This window comes from Flavobacterium sufflavum (genome assembly GCF_004016525.1).
GTDB classification, from domain to species: Bacteria; Bacteroidota; Bacteroidia; order Flavobacteriales; family Flavobacteriaceae; genus Flavobacterium; species Flavobacterium sufflavum.
This window is the reverse complement of record NZ_SACJ01000001.1, coordinates 610,581-634,587: the sequence shown is the minus strand read 5'-3', so window position 1 is coordinate 634,587 and position 24,007 is coordinate 610,581. Positions and strand designations below refer to the sequence as shown.

The following is a 24,007-nucleotide window of genomic DNA, read 5'->3' as shown; positions in this document are numbered from 1 at the left end:
AAATATTCTAAACATAAACTGTTTATAGCATGCAACTGTACAACACCTTAAGCGCAGAAGAAAGAGCTGAACTGATTGATCAAGCGGGTAAACAACGTCTTACGTTGTCTTTCTATGCGTATGCCAAAATTGAAGATCCTAAAAAATTTCGCGACGATTTATTTCTAGCCTGGAACGCACTTGATGCCCTGGGTCGAATTTATGTTGCCCATGAAGGTATTAACGCTCAAATGAACGTTCCTGCCGAAAATATCGAAGCTTTTAGAGAAACTTTGGAGGCGTATGATTTTATGAAAGGCATTCGTTTGAATGTTGCCGTAGAACAAGACGATCACGCGTTTTTAAAATTGACAATTAAAGTACGCCATAAGATTGTTGCTGATGGATTGAACGATGATACTTTTGATGTAACCAATAAAGGCGTACACTTAAAAGCCAAAGAATTCAATGAAATTCTGGAAGATCCAAATACGATTGTAGTTGATTTTAGAAATCATTACGAAAGTGAAGTAGGACATTTTAAAGGTGCCATCACTCCTGATGTAGAAACTTTTAGAGAAAGTTTACCCATAATCAACGAGCAACTTCAGGATCATAAGGAAGACAAAAACCTGGTAATGTATTGTACAGGTGGAATTCGTTGTGAGAAAGCGAGCGCTTATTTCAAGCACCAAGGTTTTAAAAATGTTTTCCAATTAGAAGGCGGAATCATCAATTATGCCAAGCAAATTGAAGAGGAAGGATTGGAAAGTAAATTCATCGGAAAAAACTTCGTTTTCGATAATCGTTTGGGGGAGAGAATTACTGATGATATTGTTTCACAATGTCATCAATGCGGAAAACCTTGCGATAATCACACCAATTGTGCTAACGATGGTTGTCATTTATTGTTTATTCAATGTGATGAATGTAAAGCAGCTATGGAAAATTGTTGTTCTAGCGAATGTCAGGAAATCACCCATTTGCCTTATGAAGAGCAAATTAAACTGAGAAGAGGGAAACAAGTAGGGAATAAAGTATTTAGAAAAGGAAAATCAGAAAGTTTGAAGTTCAAACATTCTGGCGAACTGTCTGATACTGCTTTGGCGACAGCTGCAAAATCAGCGGATATTCGTCAAAAAATAAAAGTAAAAAAGACCTTAGTTGGAAAAGCGGAACATTATTATGTAAAAGCGAATATTGGTCTTTTTACCATTGAAAATAATGAGTTGAATTTGGGTGACAAAATTTTAATTTCCGGACCAACAACAGGAAATCAAGAATTAGTTTTGGATAAAATGTTTGTTAATGGTTATGAAGGAACTCAAGCTCAAATAGGTGATAAATTAACCTTTGCCGTTCCTTTCAGAATTCGTTTATCTGATAAATTATATAAAATTTTAAACTAAAGATAACAGTTAAAATTGTTTTAAAGCCTATTTCTAATTTAGTTGAAATAGGCTTTTTTTATAAAAACTTTAATCTTTTAGATATTTCTTAATCTTGCAACTTAAGATTAAAAAACACTCATTTTAATGAACTAAAAACCGCTTCGAGTTATATAAACGAATTTATATTCTAATCTAAAGTGCTTTACTATGATGTCGATACACTATGAAAAAAGTTAATCGGTATGTTTTAGAGTAGCGAAAAATTAATCCTTAATTAATTTGAATTTCACAGCTTGAAAAAACACCTTTGAATCTTTCTCAAAATATATTCCGTTTTCTTTTTTCTCTAATTTTACTTGGTAGTTATAAATTAAAGTGGTTTGTGCAATCACATTTACTTGGTAATTTTTACCAGTTTTGTTTGCTATTGAGATATTTTGAACTATACCATTAATCACAATCGATTTTGGAATAATCGCCGTATTAACAATTTCAAAACTAACTATATATCCTTTTTCACTATCTCTGTTATAGCTTTTATAAGTTTGGTTTTTAATATCTAATAATTGCTTGGAACATGAGAAAATAAAGAAAGATCCTAAATAAAGTAATAAAATAATGACTTTTGGTGTACTATTTTTCATAGTTTTGATGTTTTATTCGCACAAATTTAATTTAAACTATTGATTAATAATGAAACTAAAATATCTTATTTTAATATTGCTTGTTGGATTGGCTTTTACTTCTTGCAGTAAGGATTCTGATGCGGATTCAGATGCAATCAAAACTGTTGTACCTGATGAGATTAACAACTTTGTTTGGAAAGCAATGAATTCCTGGTATTATTGGCAATCCAATGTTTCCGATTTATCCGACAGCAAAATTACTTCGAGCAATAACTATGCTAATTTCATTAATGGAAAAACTCCGGATGCTCTTTTTTATTCGCTCCTTTATCAAAGAGGAACTGTTGATAGATTTTCTTGGATTGAAAACAGTAATGAAGTTGTGAATGTTTCAAAAATTGCCGAAGTCAAAAAAAGTAACGGTTTTAGTTATGGTTTATATCCTAAAGATTTGAATAATGTAAATTTGGTAGCCTTGATAAATTATATTGTACCAGGCTCAGCTGCTGATTTAGCGGGATTGAAAAGAGGTGACGTTATTACAAAAATAAATGGTAACCAACTTAACTCAAGTAATTATGATCAACTAACCAATACGCAAATATCACTTACTTTGGCAGCAAGTGTGGGATTTATAAGTACTGGCATGGTAACCACTGACAAAGCCTCAACTGTAGTTGTATCCCAAGCCAACATTGACGAAAACCCAGTTGCTTATTACGAAAAGAAAGTATATGGCAGTAAAAACATTGGATATTTGGTGTATAATAGTTTCAAATCAGATTATAATGATGAACTTAATGCTGCTTTCGCCAAAATGCAATCGGATGGAATTAACGAATTGGTTTTAGATTTAAGATACAACGGAGGCGGATCATTAGAAACAGCAATTGCTTTGGCGCAAATGATTAATGGAAGTTTTACTAACAAGCCTTATGTTTTTTTAGATTTCAATGATAAACATAATAGCAACGATGGCTTTGAATACCTTTCAGACAAAGTTAGAGTTTTCAACTTGGTTGATAACGAGCCCACCTTTCAGAGAGATGAAAGTATAAATAGCCTTTCTTTAACAAAAATATATGTCTTAGTAAGTTTTCAAACGGCTTCTGCCAGCGAACTAACTATTCAATGTTTAAAAAAATACATTAGCGTAACCACGATAGGCGAAGATACAGTAGGTAAATTTGTAGGATCTAACACCCTATATGATTGCCCCACATATAATTATACCTCATACACTAATAGAAGTACCAAACACAAATGGCAATTGCAACCCATTACTTTTAAATATTACAATAAAGACAAAGATGTAAATCCAGCAAAAATTACACCTGATTACGCTATTAATCCTTACTCTGCTTTCTTAAATTTGGTTGAATTTGGAAACATAAAAGATCCTTGTTTAAAAAAGGCTCTCGAACTGATTACTGGGCAAACTTTGCGGACTAATACTCAAAACACCAACACCTCATTGTCTTTTAGAAACGACAATCTTGCTTCGTTCAATCCTACGAATACTGCCAAAGGATTGTATATTGAAGATTTTAAAAGTTTAAAAAAATAAGAATCAGTATAAGTAAGACAAAATTTTAAAAATCATAAAGTCAAAAGAATCAATATAATGGATATTGATTTAAAATCAACTGATTATAGTTTAAGATTAACGCTTTGGGTGTAATTATTAACAACTAAATTACACCCAATGGGTTAAGATTTTAGATCCACCTTATAGTCAAAAATGGATTGAAAAGCCTATTTCTTTGGATAGCCTTTTTTTATAAAAATTTTAATGTTTTGGGGAATTCTTAATTTTGCATCTTAAGATTAAAAAGTACTATCTTTACAGATTAAACGTTTTAAGAACTTAAGTTGTGCCAGTCACAACACTACATATAAAATTATGGCATGTGCAAGTTGTTCAACCTCTGATGGTAGCGCACCGAAGGGTTGTAAAAATAATGGGACTTGTGGCACCGATAGCTGCAACAAATTAACGGTTTTCGATTGGCTTTCAAATATGAGTTTACCAGGTGGTGAAGCCCCTTTTGATTGTGTCGAAGTTCGTTTTAAGAATGGAAGAAAAGAATTTTACCGCAATACTGAAAAATTGACTTTAAGCATGGGAGACATTGTGGCAACTGTCGCTTCTCCAGGACATGATATTGGAATCGTTACTTTGACAGGCGAATTGGTAAGAATTCAAATGAAGAAAAAAGGCGTTGATCCCAATAGCAATGAAGTGCCTAAAGTGTACCGAAAAGCATCTCAAAAAGACATCGATATTTGGTCGGCGGCTCGCAGTAAAGAAGAGCCGATGAAAGTTCGCGCCCGCGAATTAGCTATTGCCCAAAAATTGGAAATGAAAATTTCAGATATTGAATTTCAGGGGGATGGGTCTAAAGCTACGTTTTATTATACGGCAAATGACAGAGTCGATTTTAGACAATTAATTAAAGATTTTGCCAAGGAATTCAATACTAGAATCGAGATGAAGCAAGTAGGTTTCCGTCAGGAAGCGGCTCGTTTGGGTGGAATTGGTTCTTGCGGTAGAGAATTGTGTTGTTCTACTTGGTTGACTGATTTTAGAAGTGTAAATACTTCGGCAGCGCGTTACCAACAATTGTCTTTGAATCCACAAAAATTAGCCGGACAATGCGGTAAATTAAAGTGTTGTTTGAATTATGAACTAGACACTTACATGGATGCTTTAAAAGGATTCCCTGATTTTGACACCAAATTAGTTACCGAGAAAGGGGATGCTGTTTGTCAAAAACAAGATATTTTTAAAGGATTGATGTGGTTTGCCTATACTAACAATTTTGCAAATTGGCATGTTCTAAAAATCGATAAGGTTAAGGAAATTATAGCCGAGAACAAGCTGAAAAAGAAAGTCTCTTCTTTGGAGGATTTTGCCATTGAAGTTACGCAAGAAGTTGAAAAAGATTTCAATAATGCTATGGGGCAGGAAAGTTTAACTCGTTTTGATCAGCCAAAAAAGAGTAAAAGACACAATAAAAAGCCTAAAAAAGCAGTTGAAAATACAGCGGTGGCTCCAAATACTAAAAAACCTGTAAATAAACAGGCGAATAAACCGGCTCAAGCTGCTCCAACACAAGAAAAGCCTGCTGCTGAAAAGAAGCCTAAAGGACCTAGAAAACCTATAATTATTAAAAAAAATGAGGCTAAAAAATAGCATTTTATTACTTTTAGTTAGCATACTTTTTTTTTCCTGTGATAAAAAAAGAGTTTTTGATGAATATAAATCCGTTGGTAGTGCCTGGCATAAAGACAGTGTTGTTTCCTTTAATTTGCCCGAATTGGATTCTACAAAACGATACGATGTATTCATTAATTTAAGAGATAATAATAATTATCCCTTTAGGAATCTTTTTTTGATTGTAACCTTAGAAAAACCAAATGGTTATACTAAAGTGGATACTTTAGAATATGAAATGGCTGCGGCCGATGGTACTTTGCTAGGTGATGGATTTACCGATATAAAAGAGAGCAAATTGTATTTTAAAGAAAATGTAAAGTTTAGAGGTAAATACAAACTCAATATAAAACAAGCTGTAAGAGAGGGAGGTAAGGTTCCCGGAGTTACACAATTGGAAGGTATTACCGAAGTAGGTTTAAGAATAGAAAAAAAAGAATAAAATAGTTATGGCGACTAAGAAAACAAATACTACTGAACACGATTTTAAATATTATAATAAAAAATTCTGGAAGTTTTTCTTCTACGGAATGGGAGGAATTATGCTTTTTTTCCTTTTTGCTTCGTGGGGACTTTTTGGTTCCATGCCTTCATTTGAAGATTTAGAAAATCCGGATTCTAATTTGGCTACCGAAATTATTTCATCTGATGGAGTAGTTATTGGAAAGTATTTTCAAACGAACCGTTCTCAATTAAAATATTCTGATTTGCCTAAAAATTTGGTAGATGCATTGGTAGCTACTGAGGATGAGCGTTTTTACGAACATTCAGGTATCGATGGGAGGGGAACACTAAGAGCTATAGTGACTTTAGGAACTAATGGTGGTGCGAGCACGTTAACCCAGCAATTAGCAAAACAATTGTTTCACGGTGAAGGTTCTAAGTTTTTACCATTTCGTATTGTTCAAAAAGTTAAAGAATGGATTATTGCTATTCGATTAGAAAGACAATATACTAAGAATGAGATTCTTGCGATGTATTGTAATGTTTATGATTTTGGAAACTCAGCTGTTGGGGTAAGTTCGGCGGCACAGACTTATTTTTCTAAAACTCCAAAAGAATTAACGGTGGACGAATCGGCAATTTTGGTGGGTATGTTTAAAAATTCCAGTCTATATAATCCAATTCGAAATCCTGATGGTGTAAAAAACCGTAGAAATGTGGTTTTGGGACAAATGGAAAAGTCAAATATGATTACAGAAGCCCAAAAAGAAAAATTAAAGGAACTACCTCTAAACTTACATTTCAAACTAGAGAGTCATAGAGAAGGTACTGCAACTTATTTCAGAGAATATTTGCGTGATTACATGAAAAAATGGGCTGAAACCAATAAAAAACCCGATGGTTCGGATTATGATATTTACAAAGATGGTTTAAAAATCTATACCACTATCGATTCCAGAATGCAATTGCATGCGGAGGAAGCTGTTGCAAAACACATGGAAAACCTTCAGGAACAATTTTTTATTGAGCAAAAAGGGAATAAGAATGCTCCTTTTGTCGGTATTTCTGAAAAGGAAACTAATCGCGTTCTGAAATTGGCAATGAAGGCTTCTAACCGTTGGACAGTGATGGAATCAATGGGTAAATCAGAAGACGAAATCATTGAATCTTTCAATAAGAAAGTGAATATGACTGTATTTACCTGGAAAGGAGAACGTGATACAATTATGACGCCATTGGATTCTATCCGCTATTACAAACATTTCTTGCAGGCCGGATTGATGGCAATGGAGCCTCAAACCGGAAATATCAAAGCTTGGGTAGGAGGTATCAATTACAAGTATTTTCAATACGACCACGTAGCACAAGGAGCCAGACAGGTAGGTTCTACTTTTAAACCTTTTGTTTATGCCACGGCTATCGAACAATTAAATATGTCGCCTTGTGATTCCATTATTGACGCCCCATTTACTATTCCTGTTGGTCGTCATCATGTTACTGAAACCTGGACTCCTAGAAATTCAAACAATACTTACCTTGGAATGGTAACTTTGAAAAAAGCATTGGCAAATTCGATTAATACAGTTTCGGCTAAATTAATTGACAAAGTAGGACCGGAGGCAGTTATTAAATTGACACATAAATTGGGAGTTAAAACAGAGATTCCTGCACAACCTTCGATTGCACTTGGAGCTGTAGATATTACTGTTGAAGAAATGGTGGCTGCTTACAGTACTTTTGCTAACCAGGGAGTGTATAATAAACCACAGTTTTTATCCCGAATAGAAGATAAAAGCGGTGTTGTTATTTATGAGCCAATACCGGAATCGCATGATGTTTTAAACAAAGACATTGCTTTTGCTGTAGTTAAATTACTGGAAGGAGTTACCGAAGGAGGTTCGGGTTCAAGATTAAGAACTGAATACGGAGGTAGTGGTGACAATCGTTGGACTGGATATCCGTATATGTTTACGAATCCAATTGCGGGTAAAACAGGAACGACACAAAATCAATCTGATGGGTGGTTCATGGGGATGGTTCCAAATTTAGTAACAGGAGTTTGGGTAGGTTGCGAAGACCGTTCGGCTCGTTTTAAAAGTCTTACTTACGGACAGGGAGCTACAGCAGCACTGCCAGTTTGGGGATATTTTATGAAATTGTGTTATAATGATCCAAATCTTAAAGTCTCAAAAGAGGATTTTGAAAGACCTGCTAATTTGTCTATAAAAGTAGATTGTTATCAGCCGCGTCCAAAAGTAGAAAAGGATACAACCGCTGTTATTCAGGATACAGACGAATTTGAATTTTAAAAACGTTTTATTTTAATTTGTTCATTATGACTGAAATTAAAATTGCAAATACCGATAATGAAATAGCTTCCTGTTGGGAAGCTATTTCTGTATTACGACCAATGTTAGAAAGAGAAAATTTTGTTTCTCAAATTCGAAACTTACAGAAAGAAGGCTATAATTTACTTTATATTCAGGAAGACCATCAAACGGTAGCTATAGCAGGTTATCGCATTTATACAATGCTGTATTGCGGAAAAATGCTTTATCTGGATGATCTTTCTACTCTGGAAAGGCATAGAGGCAAAGGTTATGCTTCGCAACTTCTAAACCACTTAAAAGAAATTGCTTTGGAACAGCAATGTGTTTCCATTCAATTGGATTCCGGTCCGGCTAGAACCACTGCTCATAAATTATATTTCAAAGAAGATTTTACCATAAGTGCGTATCATTTTCATAAAAATATAGAGCCAAAACTTTAATTCAAGGCGAATTGTAATATTGTTTTTTCTTTTGAAAATAAAGGCTTATTTTTAAGAATCAAAAGAAATCAATTCGTTATGATCTACAAAAAAGTAAATTCTGTTCAGGAAGCACTGCGTGATGTTAAAGACAATGCGACCATTATGTTGGGAGGTTTTGGGCTTTGTGGTATTCCTGAAAATTCTATTGCCGAATTAGTCCAAAAAGAAATCAAAAATCTCACCTGTATTTCTAATAATGCCGGAGTCGATAATTTTGGTTTGGGTATGCTTTTGCAAAAAAGACAAATCAAGAAAATGATTTCATCTTATGTAGGTGAAAATGCCGAATTTGAACGTCAGATGCTTTCTGGCGAACTTGAAGTAGAACTTATTCCACAAGGAACATTAGCCGAACGCTGTCGTGCAGCTCAGGATGGGATTCCTGCTTTTTTTACTCCGGCTGGTTTTGGAACCGAAGTTGCCATTGGTAAAGAAACCCGTGAATTTAACGGAAAAATGCACGTGATGGAATTGGCTTTCAATGCTGATTTTTCGATTGTAAAAGCCTGGAAAGGTGACACAGCAGGAAACCTAATTTTTAAAGGAACCGCCCGAAATTTTAATCCTGCAATGGCTGGTGCTGCTAAAATTACCATTGCCGAAGTAGAAGAATTAGTAGAAGCGGGTACTTTAGACCCCAATCAAATTCATATTCCCGGAATTTTTGTGCAACGGATTTTTCAAGGTGAGAAGTATGAGAAGAGAATTGAGAAGCGGACTGTTCGAGAGAAAAAATAGTGGTCAGTGTTCAGATTACAGTGTTCAGTTTTAAAACAAAATTTAAATTGATGAAACAGGCTTTACTTTTATTAATAATTTTTATTGCATTGAGTTGTAAAAAACAACAAGAAAACAGCAATGGAAAAGAAGTTATTGTACAACTTGATTCTCCACCTCCGCCAAAAGTAATTGACAAAAATACTTTAATTGGATTTGCTTGTTATTATGCAGGAAGTAAATCTAATTCTGTTAAAAAAATTTCTGATATTCTGAAAAACAAAAAATTTACAAACCTAAAAGCTAAACTTTACGACGTTAACCCTGCCGAGAAATATTTAGCTACAATTGCCTGTGAAAAATTAGAAAAGAAAAATTTAATTAAACTCACTATAAAAGAGTCTGATCAAATCAAAGTTAATAAATCAAGTAAGGAAAAAGTAACCATTTGTAGCGGTTGTACAAACGAAGAAGAATTAACTTTGAATGATATGTTTTATTCGGAAGATAATTTTTTATCAAAATCTACAGAAAAATGGCTAAACGAAATGATAAAATAATAATTATATTAAATACACTTTTTCAACCAAAACTTAAATCCCTTACATTGGTTCAAAAATCTAGGGTTCAGTTTGAAAAGAAGACTTATATGCCTTATATGTTTCAAAAAATAAAATTATGGCTTTAACAAAAGAAGATATTGCAAAACGAATAGCTCAGGAACTTCAAGACGGCTTTTACGTTAATTTAGGAATAGGAATTCCTACTCTGGTGGCCAACTATATACCTGAAGGAATAAACGTCGAATTTCAAAGCGAAAATGGTGTTTTAGGCATGGGTCCGTTTCCTTTCGTGGGAGAAGAAGACGCTGATTTAATTAATGCAGGAAAACAAACCATAACTACGCTTCCCGGTGCTGTCTTTTTTGATTCGGCATTAAGTTTTGGAATGATTCGCGGCAAGCATGTTGATTTAACGATTCTTGGTGCTATGGAGGTAGCCGAAAACGGCGATATAGCCAACTGGAAAATTCCCGGTAAAATGGTCAAAGGAATGGGTGGTGCGATGGATTTAGTGGCTTCTGCTGAAAATATCATTGTGGCCATGATGCACGTCAACAAAGAAGGGGAATCTAAAATTTTAAAAAAATGCAGTTTACCTTTAACAGGCGTGGGCTGCGTTAAAAAAATCGTGACTGAATTAGCAGTTATGGAAATTACCCCAAAAGGAATTAAATTACTGGAAAGAGCTCCCGGAGTAACAGTAGAGCATATCATCGCTTCAACCGAAGCAGAATTGATTATCGAAGGCGATATTCCTGAAATGGTGATTGAATAAAAAAACAAACCGCAAATTCGCAAATTTTAAATCTCAAAAACTTTGAAATAATTTGCGAATTTGCGGTTAAAAAATGTAAACTTAGAATCTCAGTGTCTGAGTAGTTTAGTGCCTCAGATTATAAATTCTCAAAGAAATCATTTCCTTTATCATCAGTTATAATAAAAGCAGGGAAATCTTTAATCGTGATTTTACGAACGGCTTCCATACCTAATTCTTCAAAGTCAACTACTTCTACTGAAAGAATGTTTTCTTTTGCTAAAATGGCTGCAGGACCTCCGATAGAACCTAAATAGAATCCTCCGTAAGTTTTACAGGCATTCATCACATCTTTAGTTCTGTTTCCTTTGGCAAGCATTACCATACTTCCACCATTTTTTTGGAATTCTTCCACATAAACGTCCATTCTACCAGCCGTTGTTGGTCCAAAACTTCCTGATGGCATTCCGTCCGGTGTTTTAGCAGGACCTGCGTAATAAATCGGGTGATTTTTAAAGTATTCCGGCATTGGTTTTCCGGCATCCAATAATTCTTTAATTTTAGCGTGTGCAATGTCACGGGCTACAATCAAAGTTCCGTTTAGTTTCAAACGTGTTTTAATTGGATATTGTGATAATTTTTTAAGAATATCAGCCATCGGTTGGTTCAAATCAACTTCAACAGCTTCTTCTAAATGTGGTGGTGTTTCAGGCAATAAACGTTTTGGATTCACTTCTAATTGCTCTACGAAGATTCCGTCTTTGGTAATTTTTCCTTTGATATTTCTATCGGCTGAACAGGAAACTCCCAATCCAACCGGACAAGAAGCAGCGTGACGTGGCAAACGAATTACACGAACATCATGCGTGAAATATTTTCCTCCAAATTGAGCTCCAATAGCGCTTTCCTGACAGATCTTTTGCACTCTTTTTTCCCATTCCAAATCGCGGAAAGCCTGACCAGCCATGTTTCCGGTAGTAGGTAAATTGTCATAGTAACCTGCAGAAGCTTTTTTAACAGCTGCTAAAGTTGCTTCGGCAGAAGTTCCTCCAATTACTAAAGCCAGGTGATACGGTGGACAAGCAGAAGTTCCTAAATCCATGATTTTAGCTCGAATGAAAGCATCCAGTGATTTTTCATTCAACAACGATTTTGTCTGTTGGTATAAATAGGTTTTATTGGCAGAACCTCCACCTTTTGCTAAAAATAAGAACTCATACGAACTTCCTTTTTTGGAATAAATATCAACTTGGGCCGGAAGATTCGAACCTGAGTTCTTCTCTTCAAACATGCTGATTGGCACAATTTGCGAATAACGTAAGTTGCGTTCCTGATAGGTGTTAAATATCCCTTTAGAAAGCCATTCGGCATCATCAACACCAGTATATACGTTTTCCCCTTTTTTAGCCATTACAATCGCTGTTCCTGTGTCCTGACAAGAAGGCAATTGGCCATCAATAGCTACAACAGCATTTTGCAATAAATTATAAGCCACAAATCGGTCGTTGTCTGTTGCTTCCGGATCATCAAGAATAGCTCTTAATTTTTCCAAATGTGAAGTACGTAACATAAAAGAAACATCTTTCATCGCTTCTTGCGAAAGCAATTCTAAGGCTTTTGGGTCAACAGTTAAGATTTCTCTGTCTCCTAGTTTTTCTACTTTTACGTAATCTGAAGTGATTTTGCGGTATTGGGTATCGTCTTTTAAAATTGGATAAGGATCCTGGTATATAAAGTCCATTGGTATTTTTTTTGACAAATATAAAAATTATTTAGCGTAGCCACAGTCTTTTAACAGCTGTGATTCTTTCGAAAAATCACACTTTTTGTTATAAAAACAAGCAAAAAGAGATGGTGTTTCATAAATACCATCTCTTTTTTTTAATAATAATGTTTTAAAATTAGCTTAATAAGCTAGTAACTAAAAATAGAATCAGTAATCCTATGGCGATGTACTTTGTGTATTTTGACATTTTTTTATTGGTTTAAGTTATTAGATATTATTTATTATGACCCGGTGCATAGTATTTTGCACTTTTACTTCCCGTCATTTTTTTAGCCTGTCCTGGAGGAATTTTACCAGATGAATTGTTTCTGGTATATACAACACCGCAACTAAACAAACTGGTAACTAAGAATAAAATAAGCAAACCAATTGCGATGTATTTAGTGTATTTTGACATTTTAATTTGTATGAAATTTGTATGAAATTCAAAAGAATGAAAAATAGATTAGAAATCCTAGAATTATTGATACATCATCCTGTTAAAATTGATTGCTCGAATATAATTCGTTTCTACGACAACAGATTTTAATCCTTTGTACATGAAATATTTTTCATTAGAGTTTGGTTTTTAAAAAAACCAGCTCGCCACGAAAATAGCTGTAATCACACAAATAACATCAACGATAAGCATGGTTCCTAAGGCATATCGGGTGTTTTTTATGTTAACCGAACCAAAGTAAACCGCAATCACATAAAAAGTACTTTCGGCACTGCATTGAAAAATAGAGCTCAACCTCCCTGTCATGGAATCGGCGCCAAAAGTATTCATCGAATCAATCAAAAATCCTCTTGATCCAGCAGAACTGAATGGTCTTAGCAATGCTACTGGCAAAGCATCGGTAATTTCTTTGTTCACTCCCATATTCGAAAAAATAAAAGCAATCCAGTCACTGATAATTTCAAATAAACCACTGTTCCTGAATAATGAAATAGCTACTAACATACCCAAAACATAAGGGAAAATAGTGACCCCGGTTTTAACCCCATTATTGGCTCCCGATACAAAAGCTTCGTAAACAGTTGTATTAGCCTCAGTGAATTTTTTCTCCTTAAGAAAAGAAAATATCAAAGTAGCAACAATAATTCCTATCAATATTATCGCAGAAAGATTAGTAGTGAAATAGTTTTTACCAATTAAATCCAAATGGTTTACATACATTAACAAACCTACAATAGCCGCAATTAACATCATTAATCCGATGAGTAAAGAAGCACTTTTGAAATTGATTTTTTGTCTGATTCCAACAATTAAAAAAGCAGCAATAGTACCAATAAAAGAGGTGATAATACAAGGCAGCATCACATCGGCTGGGTTGCTGGCATTGGCAGCAGCGCGATAACCAATTATCGAAGTAGCAATTAAAGTAAGTCCCGAGGCGTGCAGACACATGAACATAATTTGGGCATCGCTGGCCTTGTCTTTTTCCGGATTTATTTCCTGTAAACTTTCCATCGCTTTTAATCCAAAAGGTGTTGCAGCCGAATCCAATCCTAAGAAATTGGCAGCAAAATTTAAGGTCATATAGGAAATAGACGGGTGGTTTTTAGGGATACTTGGGAACACTTTCACGAATACGGGACTCAAAACTTTTGCTAGTTTTTCAGATACTCCCGAAATGATTAAAAGTTCCATTAATCCACAGAAAAAAGCCAAATAAGCCATAAGTGGCAAAATCAAATCAAGCAAGGTACTTTTACAGGTTGGTAATAAACCATCCGATTTTTGAACACCACTGTAGATTTTTACCGTTTTATTTTTATAGACATAGGTAGTATCAATATTTAGCGTATCTCTATTAATCGTAAAGGTTTTTTCTTCCGATTTATTGATACTGTCTTTTATAAAAGCAGGAATTTGATCGATATATTTTTCAGAAATTAAAATAGGATCGTCTTTCTTTCCGTTTAAAACATGGTCTATTGTATAACTATTGCCAGAAAACAAACTGAACATCACAAATGCAATCGACGAAATGAAAATTACTAACCAAAATCTACTTAATACCATAATTTATAATTTTTGTAAATGTAAAAATTTTGAAAAAAGTTCAACCGCAAATTCGCAAATTAAAATAAATATTTAGGTATGCTAAAATTCAATTTGCGAATTTGCGGTAAATTATTAAACATGAATAATCTCGTCTTCAATTAATAGATCTTCTCTTCGTAGACGAAGAAATATTTGCGCTACGGCAATAGTGTCTTTTTCGCAATAAGTTACAATTCTGTCGATGTCTTTCTCCACATAAAAAACATGTCCTACCTGACTGCCGTCGATATCGCCTTTGGGAGAAGGGATTCCGAGGACTTTGCACATTAGTTTTAAAGAAGTGAAATGCTTGTAATCGCCAAATTTCCATAACTCTAAAGTATCTAAATGCGGAATTTCCCAAGGTTTTTTGCCAAATAAATTCAGCTTGTCGGGAATTGGGATTTGGTTGATAATCATGCGGCGGGCAAGAAATGGTATGTCAAATTCTTTGGCATTATGTCCGCACAAAAGATGTTGTGGACCATTGAAATGATTGTTCAGTAAATTATTGAAATCTTTCAGAAGCTTGGCTTCTTCTCCAAAAAATGAAGTCACTCTAAAGTTGCGGATATCGCCTTTAATGACAAAAAAACCAACTGAGATACATACAATTTTACCAAATTCAGCCCAAATTCCCGCCCGATCATAAAATTCCTCTGCTGAGAAATCGTCTTTGCGTTGGTATTGGGTTTTCTGTTCGTACAAGGCTTGCATCTCTGAATCCAAAGAGTTGAAATCTTCCGTTTCAGGAACCGTTTCTATATCCAGAAATAAGATGTTGTTGAGGTTTATTTTTTCAATCATCAGTTTCGTTTTTCATTCTAAAATTAATTTTTTCCAAGCATTTTATAGCTTTCGTCCAGGTACACAAACAAATCTTCACTATGCGGATTAGTATTGGTTTTTTTATGTTCTTTATTTCCTAATCGCACAATGATTAGCTGGTCTTCGGGGATTACAATTACATATTGCCCTAAATGACCACGCATATAAAAAAGTTGTTTGTTTTTATATTGGCTTAGCCACCAACCATAGCCATATTGAGGAGATCCTTTAAAACGTGGTCTTACTGATTTGGCTACAAAAGCGCTGTCTAAAATGGTTTTGTTATTCCATTTTCCATGTTGAAGATAGAGTTTTCCAAAACGGGCAAAATCCCTGGCGTTACCGGCAATGCAACAGAAGGCTTTTACCATTCCGTCTTTTTTGTCTGTTTGCCAAAAAGCATCACTTTCAGCTCCTAAAGGCTTCCAGAATGATTCTGAAACATAATCGGCTAAATTTTTTCCTGTTGCTTTTTCGATGCACATTGCTAAAAGTTGGGTATTTCCGCTCAGGTATTTATAACCTTTTCCAGGTTCTTGAATACTTTTCAAACCCAATATGACTGGAGTTAAATTCTCATCAAAATAGGCCTGAGTAGTAATTGAAAATGGGTCGTAATAGGATTCATCCCAATCCAATCCTGAGGACATGGAAGCCAAGTCTCCCACAGTCATTTGTGCCGATTTTCCTTTTTTGAATTCAGGAAAAAAGTCGCCTACTTTTTGGTCTAAATTTTTGATTTTTCCTTCCATGATAGCCTTTCCTAAGGAAGACGTTACGATACTTTTGGCCATCGAAAAAGAATTCGACTTAGAATCTTTGCTGTAGTTATCATAGTAGTTTTCGTTCCAGATGCTATCGTTTTTGATAATTAAAAAAGCCACAGTCCCCATTTCTTTGTGTAGCTGTTCTAATCTGTCCGTAGGTTTTACCTGGTTGTAATCTTTGGCTAAATTCCAAGGTTGCGGTTGATTACTTTTTTGGATAATTCGATTGTCAAAATATTTATAATCATCTAAAAAAGCGGTTGTATGTCCGTTAAAATAAGTAACTCTAACAGCTCTTAACAAATAGTCTTTCTTGAAAATATAGAGCGAAAGGATTAGAACACCTATAAAAATGACCAATCCGACTAGTGTTTTTTTGAGTTTTTTCATGGGGTTTGAATTAGCTTCAGTACGAATTTACATAAAAAATGATAAATGTATATTTTAATTTCAGAACAAAAGTTCTTGTTTTCGCGATGGATTTTCGTGTTCCAATAACCATTTTTTGCGCCACAATCCACCGGCGTAACCCGTTAGCGAACCATCAGTTCCAATGACTCTGTGACAAGGAACCACAATCCAAAGCGGATTTTTACCATTGGCGGAAGCCACAGCGCGAATTGCTTTTACATCACCAAGTTTCTTTGATAAATCCATATAGCTGCAGGTTTTCCCAAAAGGAATTTCGAGTAGAGCCTGCCACACCTTTTGCTGAAATTCGGTTCCTTTTAGATTCAATTTAAAGTCGAAAGTGGTTCTTTTTCCATCAAAATAATCCTGAAGTTGTGTAACTCCTTCTTGTAAAACGACAGGAATTTCAGGACTAATTTCTCCTTCATCAGCAATTGAAATTATTGAAATTCCGTTTTCATCTCCTGTGATTTGGGCAATTCCTAAAGGTGTTTTGAAGAAACAAGTTTCCATGTTTATATCTTGATTTTACCGCAAAGTACACAAAGTTTTCGCAATGTTCACAAAGAAAAATTATAACTTATCTGTTAAAATCGGAGTAATAATTAATCCAATTAATGTAGCAGAAATAATTGTAATGATAATAGTTCCATATTCATGGAATGATAAGCCTATTAAAAATCTAATTAAAATTATTAATAGAGCGGTTATTATTAAGATTAGCCAATATTTAAAATTAATTTCGGTGTTTTCAATTTTGCTTATTGGTAATTTTTTAAATCCAAGTATAATTATAATTGCGCCAACTAAACTACTGGAATGTTGCAAGATTTTATAAATGGGAATTTGTAAATTGAACAAATTGGTTTTATTTTTTAATGACGGTATAATTTCTACAAAATATCCAAGATTGTGGGTAAAACTATCCCAAAATAGATGAGAAGCAATTCCAATTAACAGGGAAATAATTACTACAATCCCATTGTGTTTAAAATAATTGATCCAATCGAATTTTTGATATTCAAATAACCTCGCTTTAATTTGTAGCGGTAAATTTAAAAACAAGCTATTACGTACTATTGTATGGAATAGAAATGTGATTATAATTCCTAATGGTAAATCAAACCAAAATATACCGGAAAGTGTATGACTATAATAGCTTTGTACTTTCATTCTTAAAAAATATTCGAAATCAGGAGTCATACTTCCAACGATAAGAGCCGTTAATGAAATCCATCTTTTAGGTAAATATGATAGTGGTAAAACTATGGCCGGATGTGAAAATGTAAATGGCATATTTTTATTTTTTACTGTTTTGTTCCATTAAAAATTCTATGGCTGCTTTTGAAATTTCGGATTGATTTCCTTTTGGTGTAGCCAATAAAATATCGGTAGAAAGATTTACTTTTTTGAGTTCTAAAAATTCCAATTCGGGATAATTATGACTTTTCATAATGGCGGTTGGAACTATCGAAATTCCCAAACCATTTTTAACCAATTGAATGATAGACGAAATATTGTTGGATTCATGCACTACTTTTGGGTTAAAACCATATTGGGCACAAATTTGCAATAAAGCATCATAAAAATAAGGAGCATATTGCTTATTAAAAAACACAAAGGTGGCTTCTTTTAATATTTCCAGTTCGTCTTCCGAGGCAATAGCATATTTATTTCGATTAAATACCAATGAAAAACTGTCTTTAAACCACAATTGGGAATCGATTTTTGGCGAATGCAAAGGCGCACGAATGATTCCAAAATCGATTTTTCCTTCCTCTAAAGCGGCAATTTGTTTGACCGTAGGTACTTCATACAATCGAAAATTGACAAAAGGATATTGAGCAGACAAAAATTGTATCAACTTAGAAATATCTCCCGAAAAAGTAGAACTGACATAGGCAATCCGGAATTCGCCACTTTGATTTTCGCTTATTTTTTTAGTCTGAATGTTAATGCGTTCTAAATTTTTGAGCAGTTCCCGGATTTCTTTTTGATAAAATTTCCCCGCATCGGTAAGGATTACTCGTTTGTTATTTCTTTCGAAAAGTGTAGCACCCAGTTCTGTTTCCAATTCTTTTATCTGACGGCTTAAAGGCGGTTGAGAAATGAAGAGTTTATCGGCAGCGCGAACAAAGCTCAGTTCTTCGGCTAATTTGAGGAAATATTTTAGATGACGTAATTCCATAAATACTTATTGAGTATTGATTAATGACAAAATAAGCATTTTTGAGTCATATATAAAAATTTTAGGTTTGTAAAACAAAATTAGAAACTATGAAAAAATCAACAGTAACAGAAATCAGGGAACGTTTTGATAATGAGGTGGAACGTTTCTCGAATTTAGAAACAGGACAGGTAGCCACAATGGATGCAAAAATTGCATTAGAATTGATTACATGTACCGCAAGAGCTGTAAAACCGGAAGCCACAACAATTTTAGATTTGGGTTGCGGAGCGGGAAATTATACGTTGAAAATGTTGTCTAAAGTACCTAATTTGAACTGCACTTTGGTCGATTTGAGTCAGAATATGTTGGATAAAGCTTTTGAGCGTGTTTCTGAAGTTACTTCAGCTAAAGTCGAAACCATTCAAGGAGACATTCGAGACATCGAATTACCTAAGAATCATTTTGATATTATCTTGGCAGGAGCGGTTTTGCATCATTTACGAGAGGACTCCGATTGGGAATTGGTGTTCCAAAAGTTGTTTGACAGTTTAACGCCCGGAGGCTGTTTCTTGATATCTGATTTATTGGTTCAAGATCATGAAGGTGTTAATGGATTGGTTTGGAAAATGTATGGGAATTATTTGAAGCAACACGGTGGAGAGGAATACCAGCAAAAAGTATTTGATTATATCGAAAAAGAAGATACGCCGAGATCGATGACTTACCAATTGGATTTGATGAAAAAAGTAGGTTTTTCAAGCACCGAAATTTTACATAAAAATGCTTGTTTTGGGGCTTTTGGAGGGATAAAGTAATTAACCACAAAGTCAGCAAAGAGGTTTTATTTAAAACACAGAAACCATTCGATTTCCCGAATGGTTTCTGTGTTTGTGATTCTCTTAATTTATTTCAAATTCGAATGAATATAAGCTTCTAAGCCTTGTAATTCTTTATCAGAAAATGTTTTTGTCAATGTTAAATTGGCCTGCATAACGGCAAATTGCGAAGGATCAACAATGGCTTCGCTTTCTCCTTTTAGGAAAGTAGCGATTTTAGCGTCTTTTTCCTGGTAAATTTTGGCAATTTCCTGTAGGCTGGGACCAATTAACTTTTCATCAGTTTTATGGCAGGAAATGCAGTTTCCTTTGCCTTCAAAAATAACTTTCCCCAGTTCTTCAGGTGCTAATTCCTTGTCTTCGGCAACAACAGTATTTTGTTCTTCTTCTTTGTTAGAAGATTCCTGACTTTCTTTTTTGCAGGAAAAAGCAAGGAAAGCCAATGCTATAAGTACTAATTTTTTACTCATGCTATTAATATTTCATTTTTGGTTTATTTTTGATTTAAAATAATGGCGGCTTCTTTCGCAAAATAAGTCGAAATCAGGCTGGCACCGGCACGTTTGATGCACATTAATTGTTCCATCATGATTTTGTCATTGTCCAGCCAACCTCTTTCGGCAGCGGCTTTAATCATTGCATATTCGCCCGAAACATGATAAACCGTTACAGGGACATTTACTGCGTTTTTAACCTCTCTAACGATGTCTAAATAGGCAATTCCGGGTTTTACCATCACCATATCGGCACCTTCTTCGACATCCCACAAAGCTTCTTTGATGGCTTCAATGCGGTTAGCATAGTCCATTTGGTAGGTTTTCTTGTCTTTTGGAACCACTACATCGGCTTCTTTTGGTGCAGAGTCTAAGGCATCACGAAAAGGCCCGTAAAACGCTGACGCATATTTAGCCGAATAACTCATGATTCCCACATTGTGGAAACCTGCTGCATCCAGTCCTTGACGCAAACGCAATACACGTCCGTCCATCATGTCAGAAGGTGCTACAAAATCGGCTCCGGCTTCGGCATGAGAAACCGCCATTTTTACCAAGGCATCGTTAGTCGAATCGTTTTCAACATCGCCATTAGTAATAATTCCGTCATGGCCGTAGATAGAGTAAGGATCCAATGCCACATCGGGCATTACAATCATTTCGGGACAGGCGGATTTGATAGCACGAATGGCTTGTTGCATCAATCCGTTTGGATTCCACGCTTCTTTTCCTGTATTGTCTTTTAAATTTTCGCTTACTTTTACATAGATATTTACCGCACGAATTCCTAAATCGAATAATTCCTGAACTTCTTTTACGGTTAAATCAATCGAACGGCGAAAGATTCCCGGCATCGATGGGATTTCCACTTGTACATTTTCGCCTTCGGCAATGAACATTGGAAACATAAAATCAGAAGGACTTAAACTGGTTTCACGCACTAAAGAACGAATGGATTCGTTGGTTCTTAATCTTCTGCCTCTTTGTAATGGGAACATGTTTTTTAATTTATTTTTACAGTAATATTTTTAGTTTCAATAGTCGAATTTGTTTCCCAAGGTCGGGATTTTTCGAATGTTAATATATAAGTCCCTTTTTCATTTCCTATAAATTTCCAAATTTCATTTCCTCCACCTCCAATTAATTTCGGGTCATAATCTTCAAGTACATAATTTACGCTTATCGAATCTATTGACTTATTAGTTTTATCCTTTATCCATTTCCAAGAATAACCAGTTGTAGCAGAATAATATAATGAAACATCAAATGTATCATTTTTATTGATTTCGAAATAATTCTGTTCTAAAACAGGATCTGTTTCATTTTCTTTGCTACAAGAGAACAAACTTAATGCTAAAACAACTAGTAGTACTTTTTTCATGATTCTTAAATTTTATAAACCTTTGGGTTTTGTTATTAATTATAAGATTCTACTTTAAAAAAAGGTTGCGTTAAAAAATATTTTTTTAAGAAATTTCTATCCAATCAACTGGTTTTTCTAATACTTCTAATAGTTTTTCTTCATCACTTCCCGCTTTCGGATGATGGTCGTACACCCATTGTACATGTGGAGGTAAAGACATCAAAATAGATTCAATTCTTCCGTTGGTTTTTAAGCCAAATAAAGTGCCTTTATCGTGAACTAAATTGAATTCTACATAACGTCCACGACGAATTTCCTGCCAGTTTTTTTGTTCAGCTGTATAAGGTAAATCTTTTCTACGTTCTACTATTGGAACATAAGCCTGAAGAAAACTATTGCCTACTTCGGTTACAAAGTTAAACCAATTTTCCATTGACATTTCTGGAGTTGCTTTGCAATAATCAAAGAACAATCCTCCTATTCCTCTTGCTTCATTCCGATGTGCATTCCAAAAATAAGCATCGCATTGTTTTTTATATTTCGGATAAAACTCAGGATTGTGTTTGTCACAGGCGTTTTTGCAAGTCTGATGAAAATGTATTGCATCTTCTTCAAACAAATAATAAGGGGTTAAATCCTGTCCACCGCCAAACCATTGCTGAATGACATTTCCGTTATCATCGTACATTTCGAAATAGCGCCAGTTCGCGTGAACTGTTGGCACCATTGGGCTTTTTGGATGAATGACCAAACTTAATCCGCAGGCAAAAAAATCGGCTTCGCCTACGTTGAACAGTTTTTGCATAGAATCGGGTAATTTTCCGTGAACGGCAGAGATATTTACTCCGCCTTTCTCGAAAACGGCTCCGTTTTCAATAACGCGCGTTCTTCCGCCGCCACCTTCCGGGCGTTTCCAAAGGTCTTCTTTAAATTTGGCTTGACCATCAACCGCTTCAAGTCCTGCGACTATTTGGTCTTGCAAGTTTTGTATGTAGGTGTAAAATTGTTCTTTCATTATAAATTGGCTTTTGCGGAAGCTATTTTATTAAAAATTCCAAACGAAAAAGTCTTGCTCTCCGATTGAATGTAATTGTAAACGGAAATGGCTTTTTCTCTAAAATCAAATTTACCTTCTTTCGAAAAAGCAACCAGAAAATCAGCAAATTGTTCGAATTGATTCCAGTCCAGATGCAATCTTTCCAAAAGTATAATCAAGTCATTTGGTGCTATTGCAATCAAACTTTCGATATTTAGCCCGAAATCTTTTAGAGCTTCTTCTATTTTATGAACATCAAATGCGTTTTCAGGTACAAAAACCAAAGAATGCAACGTTTTTAGCACATTGTCTATTCTTATACTTTCTTGGTCTCTTAAGCCTTTGTTTAGCATTTTTCAGTTTTTCTCCTGCAAGGTTTTCAAAAAATAGTTATAATCTTATTTTACTAAAATAGCTATAGTCCAAATTAGTAAAATCATCAAACTATATTGTATATCAGTGTAAAATTTTATTTTATTTATAATGTTTGAAATAATTATCCAAAGTAATGTTAAAACACAAACTATCATAGATAACATAAGTAGTCCAATTATAAACATCCCTGAACCTTCCAATTTATTACTTTGATCAAGATTTGGAATGGATGTAAAAAATTGAAAAACCACAAAGAAACTCCACAAAATACATATTAATGCTGGAATTAAATTATTGCGATTTGAAACTATCTTTTTCAACATATAAATATTTCAGCAAACTGAGAACTGCTTACTAATTCCCGTATTCTTTCACCGCATCAATAAACGCTTTGGCGTGATCCACAGGAATGTTTGGTAAAATTCCATGACCCAGGTTTACGATGTATTTGTCTTTTCCGAATTCGTCAATCATTTCGTGAACCATTTTCTTGATAGTCGGAATTGGCGAAAGCAAACGAGATGGGTCAAAATTACCTTGTAAAGTAATATTTCCACCCGATAAATAACGCGCATTTCTAGCCGAACAAGTCCAGTCTACACCAAGAGCAGAAGCCTTGCTTTTTCCCATTTCGTTCAAAGCAAACCAACATCCTTTTCCAAAAACAATTACTGGTGTTACTTTAGCTAACTCCTCTATGATTTGGTTGATGTATTTCCATGAGAATTCCTGATAATCTACAGGAGAAAGCATTCCTCCCCAGGAATCAAATATTTGAACCGCATTTACTCCTGATTTTACTTTTTCTTTCAAGTATAAAATCGTGGTATCGGTAATTTTTTGTAATAAAGTATGAGCAGCTACCGGGTTAGAAAAACAAAATCCTTTAGCCGTATCAAAGCTTTTCGAACCTTTTCCTTCCACAGCATAACAGAAAATTGTCCAAGGTGAACCTGCGAAACCAATTAATGGTACTTCGTCATTCAGCATTTCCTTAGTCAGCTTAACGGCATCAAAAACATAACCTAAAGTCTCATTTACATCCGGTACGTAAACCTGGTTTACCTGTTCCATCGTGCGGATTGGATTCGGGATAATCGGACCTAAATTGTCTTTTAATTCCACGTGAATTCCCATTGCTCTTGGAACTACTAAAATATCCGAAAACAAAATAGCAGCATCGGGAGCAATACGACGAATGGGCTGAACGGTAATTTCGGCAGCTAATTCAGGAGTTTCACAACGGGTGAAAAAATCGTATTTGTCGCGCAAAGCTCTAAATTCCGGTAAATATCTTCCCGCTTGACGCATCATCCAAACCGGTGGACGTTGTACAGTTTCTCCTTTTAGTGCTTTTAAAAATAGGTCGTTCTTTATCATAATTGTATTTGCTACAAAGGCGCTAAGGC

Annotated in this window: 25 protein-coding genes; 10 read left to right on the top strand and 15 right to left on the bottom strand. The window is 34.8% G+C overall.

Annotation, left to right across the window (positions count from 1 at the left end):
• The first annotated feature begins 29 nt into the window (after positions 1–29).
• Positions 30–1,388: an oxygen-dependent tRNA uridine(34) hydroxylase TrhO gene (trhO, locus tag EOD40_RS02185; RefSeq protein ID WP_128193257.1), complete on the top strand. Its 1,359-nt coding sequence runs from the start codon at positions 30–32 to the stop codon at positions 1,386–1,388.
• A gap of 245 nt (positions 1,389–1,633) precedes the next feature.
• Here the strand turns inward: trhO and EOD40_RS02180 are convergent, their stop codons facing one another.
• The gene (locus EOD40_RS02180; protein ID WP_128193256.1) at positions 1,634–2,014 is read right to left on the bottom strand and encodes a hypothetical protein; all 381 of its coding nucleotides are present in this window, start codon (positions 2,012–2,014) and stop codon (positions 1,634–1,636) included.
• A 49-nt stretch (positions 2,015–2,063) separates the two neighbouring features.
• Here EOD40_RS02180 and EOD40_RS02175 point away from each other — a divergent pair, with 49 nt between their 5' ends.
• The 8 genes from EOD40_RS02175 to EOD40_RS02140 all read left to right on the top strand — a co-directional run bounded on the left by EOD40_RS02175 (position 2,064) and on the right by EOD40_RS02140 (position 10,524).
• Positions 2,064–3,563, top strand: coding sequence for a S41 family peptidase (locus tag EOD40_RS02175; protein ID WP_128193255.1), 1,500 nt, complete (start codon positions 2,064–2,066; stop codon positions 3,561–3,563).
• Between the two features lie 336 nt (positions 3,564–3,899).
• Positions 3,900–5,192: a PSP1 domain-containing protein gene (locus EOD40_RS02170; RefSeq protein WP_128193254.1), complete on the top strand. Its 1,293-nt coding sequence runs from the start codon at positions 3,900–3,902 to the stop codon at positions 5,190–5,192.
• Positions 5,176–5,655, top strand: coding sequence for a gliding motility lipoprotein GldH (locus EOD40_RS02165; RefSeq protein WP_128193253.1), 480 nt, complete (start codon positions 5,176–5,178; stop codon positions 5,653–5,655). Before EOD40_RS02170 ends, EOD40_RS02165 begins: the two co-directional genes overlap by 17 nt.
• A 7-nt stretch (positions 5,656–5,662) precedes the next feature.
• Positions 5,663–7,966 carry a penicillin-binding protein 1A gene (locus EOD40_RS02160; protein WP_128193252.1) on the top strand — a complete coding sequence of 768 codons (2,304 nt, stop codon included), beginning with the start codon at positions 5,663–5,665 and terminating at the stop codon, positions 7,964–7,966.
• A 26-nt stretch (positions 7,967–7,992) separates the two neighbouring features.
• Positions 7,993–8,427, top strand: coding sequence for a GNAT family N-acetyltransferase (locus tag EOD40_RS02155; protein ID WP_128193251.1), 435 nt, complete (start codon positions 7,993–7,995; stop codon positions 8,425–8,427).
• Between the two features lie 78 nt (positions 8,428–8,505).
• Complete coding sequence (locus EOD40_RS02150; RefSeq protein WP_128193250.1) at positions 8,506–9,207, top strand: CoA transferase subunit A; 702 nt, start codon at positions 8,506–8,508, stop codon at positions 9,205–9,207.
• Positions 9,208–9,257: 50 nt separating this feature from the next.
• Positions 9,258–9,746, top strand: coding sequence for a hypothetical protein (locus EOD40_RS02145; RefSeq protein WP_128193249.1), 489 nt, complete (start codon positions 9,258–9,260; stop codon positions 9,744–9,746).
• Between the two features lie 118 nt (positions 9,747–9,864).
• Entirely contained in the window at positions 9,865–10,524 is a 660-nt protein-coding gene (locus tag EOD40_RS02140; protein ID WP_128193248.1) for a CoA transferase subunit B, read from the top strand.
• 118 nt (positions 10,525–10,642) lie between these two features.
• Here the strand turns inward: EOD40_RS02140 and EOD40_RS02135 are convergent, their stop codons facing one another.
• From EOD40_RS02135 to EOD40_RS02100, 8 genes are all read right to left on the bottom strand, one after another.
• Positions 10,643–12,244 (bottom strand): fumarate hydratase, encoded by a 1,602-nt coding sequence (locus tag EOD40_RS02135; protein WP_128193247.1) that lies wholly within the window; start codon positions 12,242–12,244, stop codon positions 10,643–10,645.
• A 259-nt stretch (positions 12,245–12,503) separates the two neighbouring features.
• Positions 12,504–12,686 carry a hypothetical protein gene (locus tag EOD40_RS02130; RefSeq protein ID WP_231129560.1) on the bottom strand — a complete coding sequence of 61 codons (183 nt, stop codon included), beginning with the start codon at positions 12,684–12,686 and terminating at the stop codon, positions 12,504–12,506.
• Positions 12,687–12,857: 171 nt separating this feature from the next.
• A complete protein-coding gene (locus tag EOD40_RS02125) occupies positions 12,858–14,297 on the bottom strand; it encodes a nucleoside recognition domain-containing protein (RefSeq protein WP_128193245.1) in 1,440 nt (479 codons plus the stop codon).
• A 114-nt stretch (positions 14,298–14,411) separates the two neighbouring features.
• Positions 14,412–15,125 carry a 3'-5' exonuclease gene (locus EOD40_RS02120; protein WP_128193244.1) on the bottom strand — a complete coding sequence of 238 codons (714 nt, stop codon included), beginning with the start codon at positions 15,123–15,125 and terminating at the stop codon, positions 14,412–14,414.
• Positions 15,126–15,148: 23 nt separating this feature from the next.
• Complete coding sequence (locus EOD40_RS02115; protein ID WP_128193243.1) at positions 15,149–16,303, bottom strand: serine hydrolase domain-containing protein; 1,155 nt, start codon at positions 16,301–16,303, stop codon at positions 15,149–15,151.
• Between the two features lie 60 nt (positions 16,304–16,363).
• Complete coding sequence (locus tag EOD40_RS02110) at positions 16,364–16,837, bottom strand: methylated-DNA--[protein]-cysteine S-methyltransferase (protein ID WP_128193242.1); 474 nt, start codon at positions 16,835–16,837, stop codon at positions 16,364–16,366.
• Positions 16,838–16,897: 60 nt separating this feature from the next.
• Positions 16,898–17,620, bottom strand: a complete 723-nt coding sequence (locus tag EOD40_RS02105; protein ID WP_128193241.1) for a DUF4184 family protein — start codon at positions 17,618–17,620, stop codon at positions 16,898–16,900.
• A 4-nt stretch (positions 17,621–17,624) separates the two neighbouring features.
• Positions 17,625–18,512, bottom strand: coding sequence for a LysR family transcriptional regulator (locus tag EOD40_RS02100; protein ID WP_128193240.1), 888 nt, complete (start codon positions 18,510–18,512; stop codon positions 17,625–17,627).
• A gap of 89 nt (positions 18,513–18,601) precedes the next feature.
• On the opposite strand from EOD40_RS02100, the gene EOD40_RS02095 reads away from it, so the two are divergent.
• Positions 18,602–19,309: a class I SAM-dependent methyltransferase gene (locus tag EOD40_RS02095; protein WP_128193239.1), complete on the top strand. Its 708-nt coding sequence runs from the start codon at positions 18,602–18,604 to the stop codon at positions 19,307–19,309.
• A gap of 89 nt (positions 19,310–19,398) precedes the next feature.
• Here EOD40_RS02095 and EOD40_RS02090 read toward each other — a convergent pair whose 3' ends face one another.
• The 6 genes from EOD40_RS02090 to hemE form a co-directional block, all read right to left on the bottom strand.
• A complete protein-coding gene (locus EOD40_RS02090; RefSeq protein WP_128193238.1) occupies positions 19,399–19,800 on the bottom strand; it encodes a c-type cytochrome in 402 nt (133 codons plus the stop codon).
• A 23-nt stretch (positions 19,801–19,823) separates the two neighbouring features.
• Entirely contained in the window at positions 19,824–20,822 is a 999-nt protein-coding gene (gene hemB / locus EOD40_RS02085) for a porphobilinogen synthase (protein ID WP_128193237.1), read from the bottom strand.
• Positions 20,823–20,827: 5 nt separating this feature from the next.
• A complete protein-coding gene (locus EOD40_RS02080; protein ID WP_128193236.1) occupies positions 20,828–21,205 on the bottom strand; it encodes a protease inhibitor I42 family protein in 378 nt (125 codons plus the stop codon).
• Positions 21,206–21,290: 85 nt separating this feature from the next.
• Positions 21,291–22,202, bottom strand: coding sequence for an oxygen-dependent coproporphyrinogen oxidase (gene hemF, locus EOD40_RS02075; RefSeq protein ID WP_128193235.1), 912 nt, complete (start codon positions 22,200–22,202; stop codon positions 21,291–21,293).
• Positions 22,202–22,576 (bottom strand): hypothetical protein, encoded by a 375-nt coding sequence (locus EOD40_RS02070; protein ID WP_128193234.1) that lies wholly within the window; start codon positions 22,574–22,576, stop codon positions 22,202–22,204. The genes hemF and EOD40_RS02070 overlap by 1 nt, the downstream gene beginning before the upstream one ends.
• 376 nt (positions 22,577–22,952) lie before the next feature.
• Complete coding sequence (gene hemE, locus EOD40_RS02065; RefSeq protein ID WP_128193233.1) at positions 22,953–23,978, bottom strand: uroporphyrinogen decarboxylase; 1,026 nt, start codon at positions 23,976–23,978, stop codon at positions 22,953–22,955.
• Positions 23,979–24,007 lie beyond the last annotated feature (29 nt).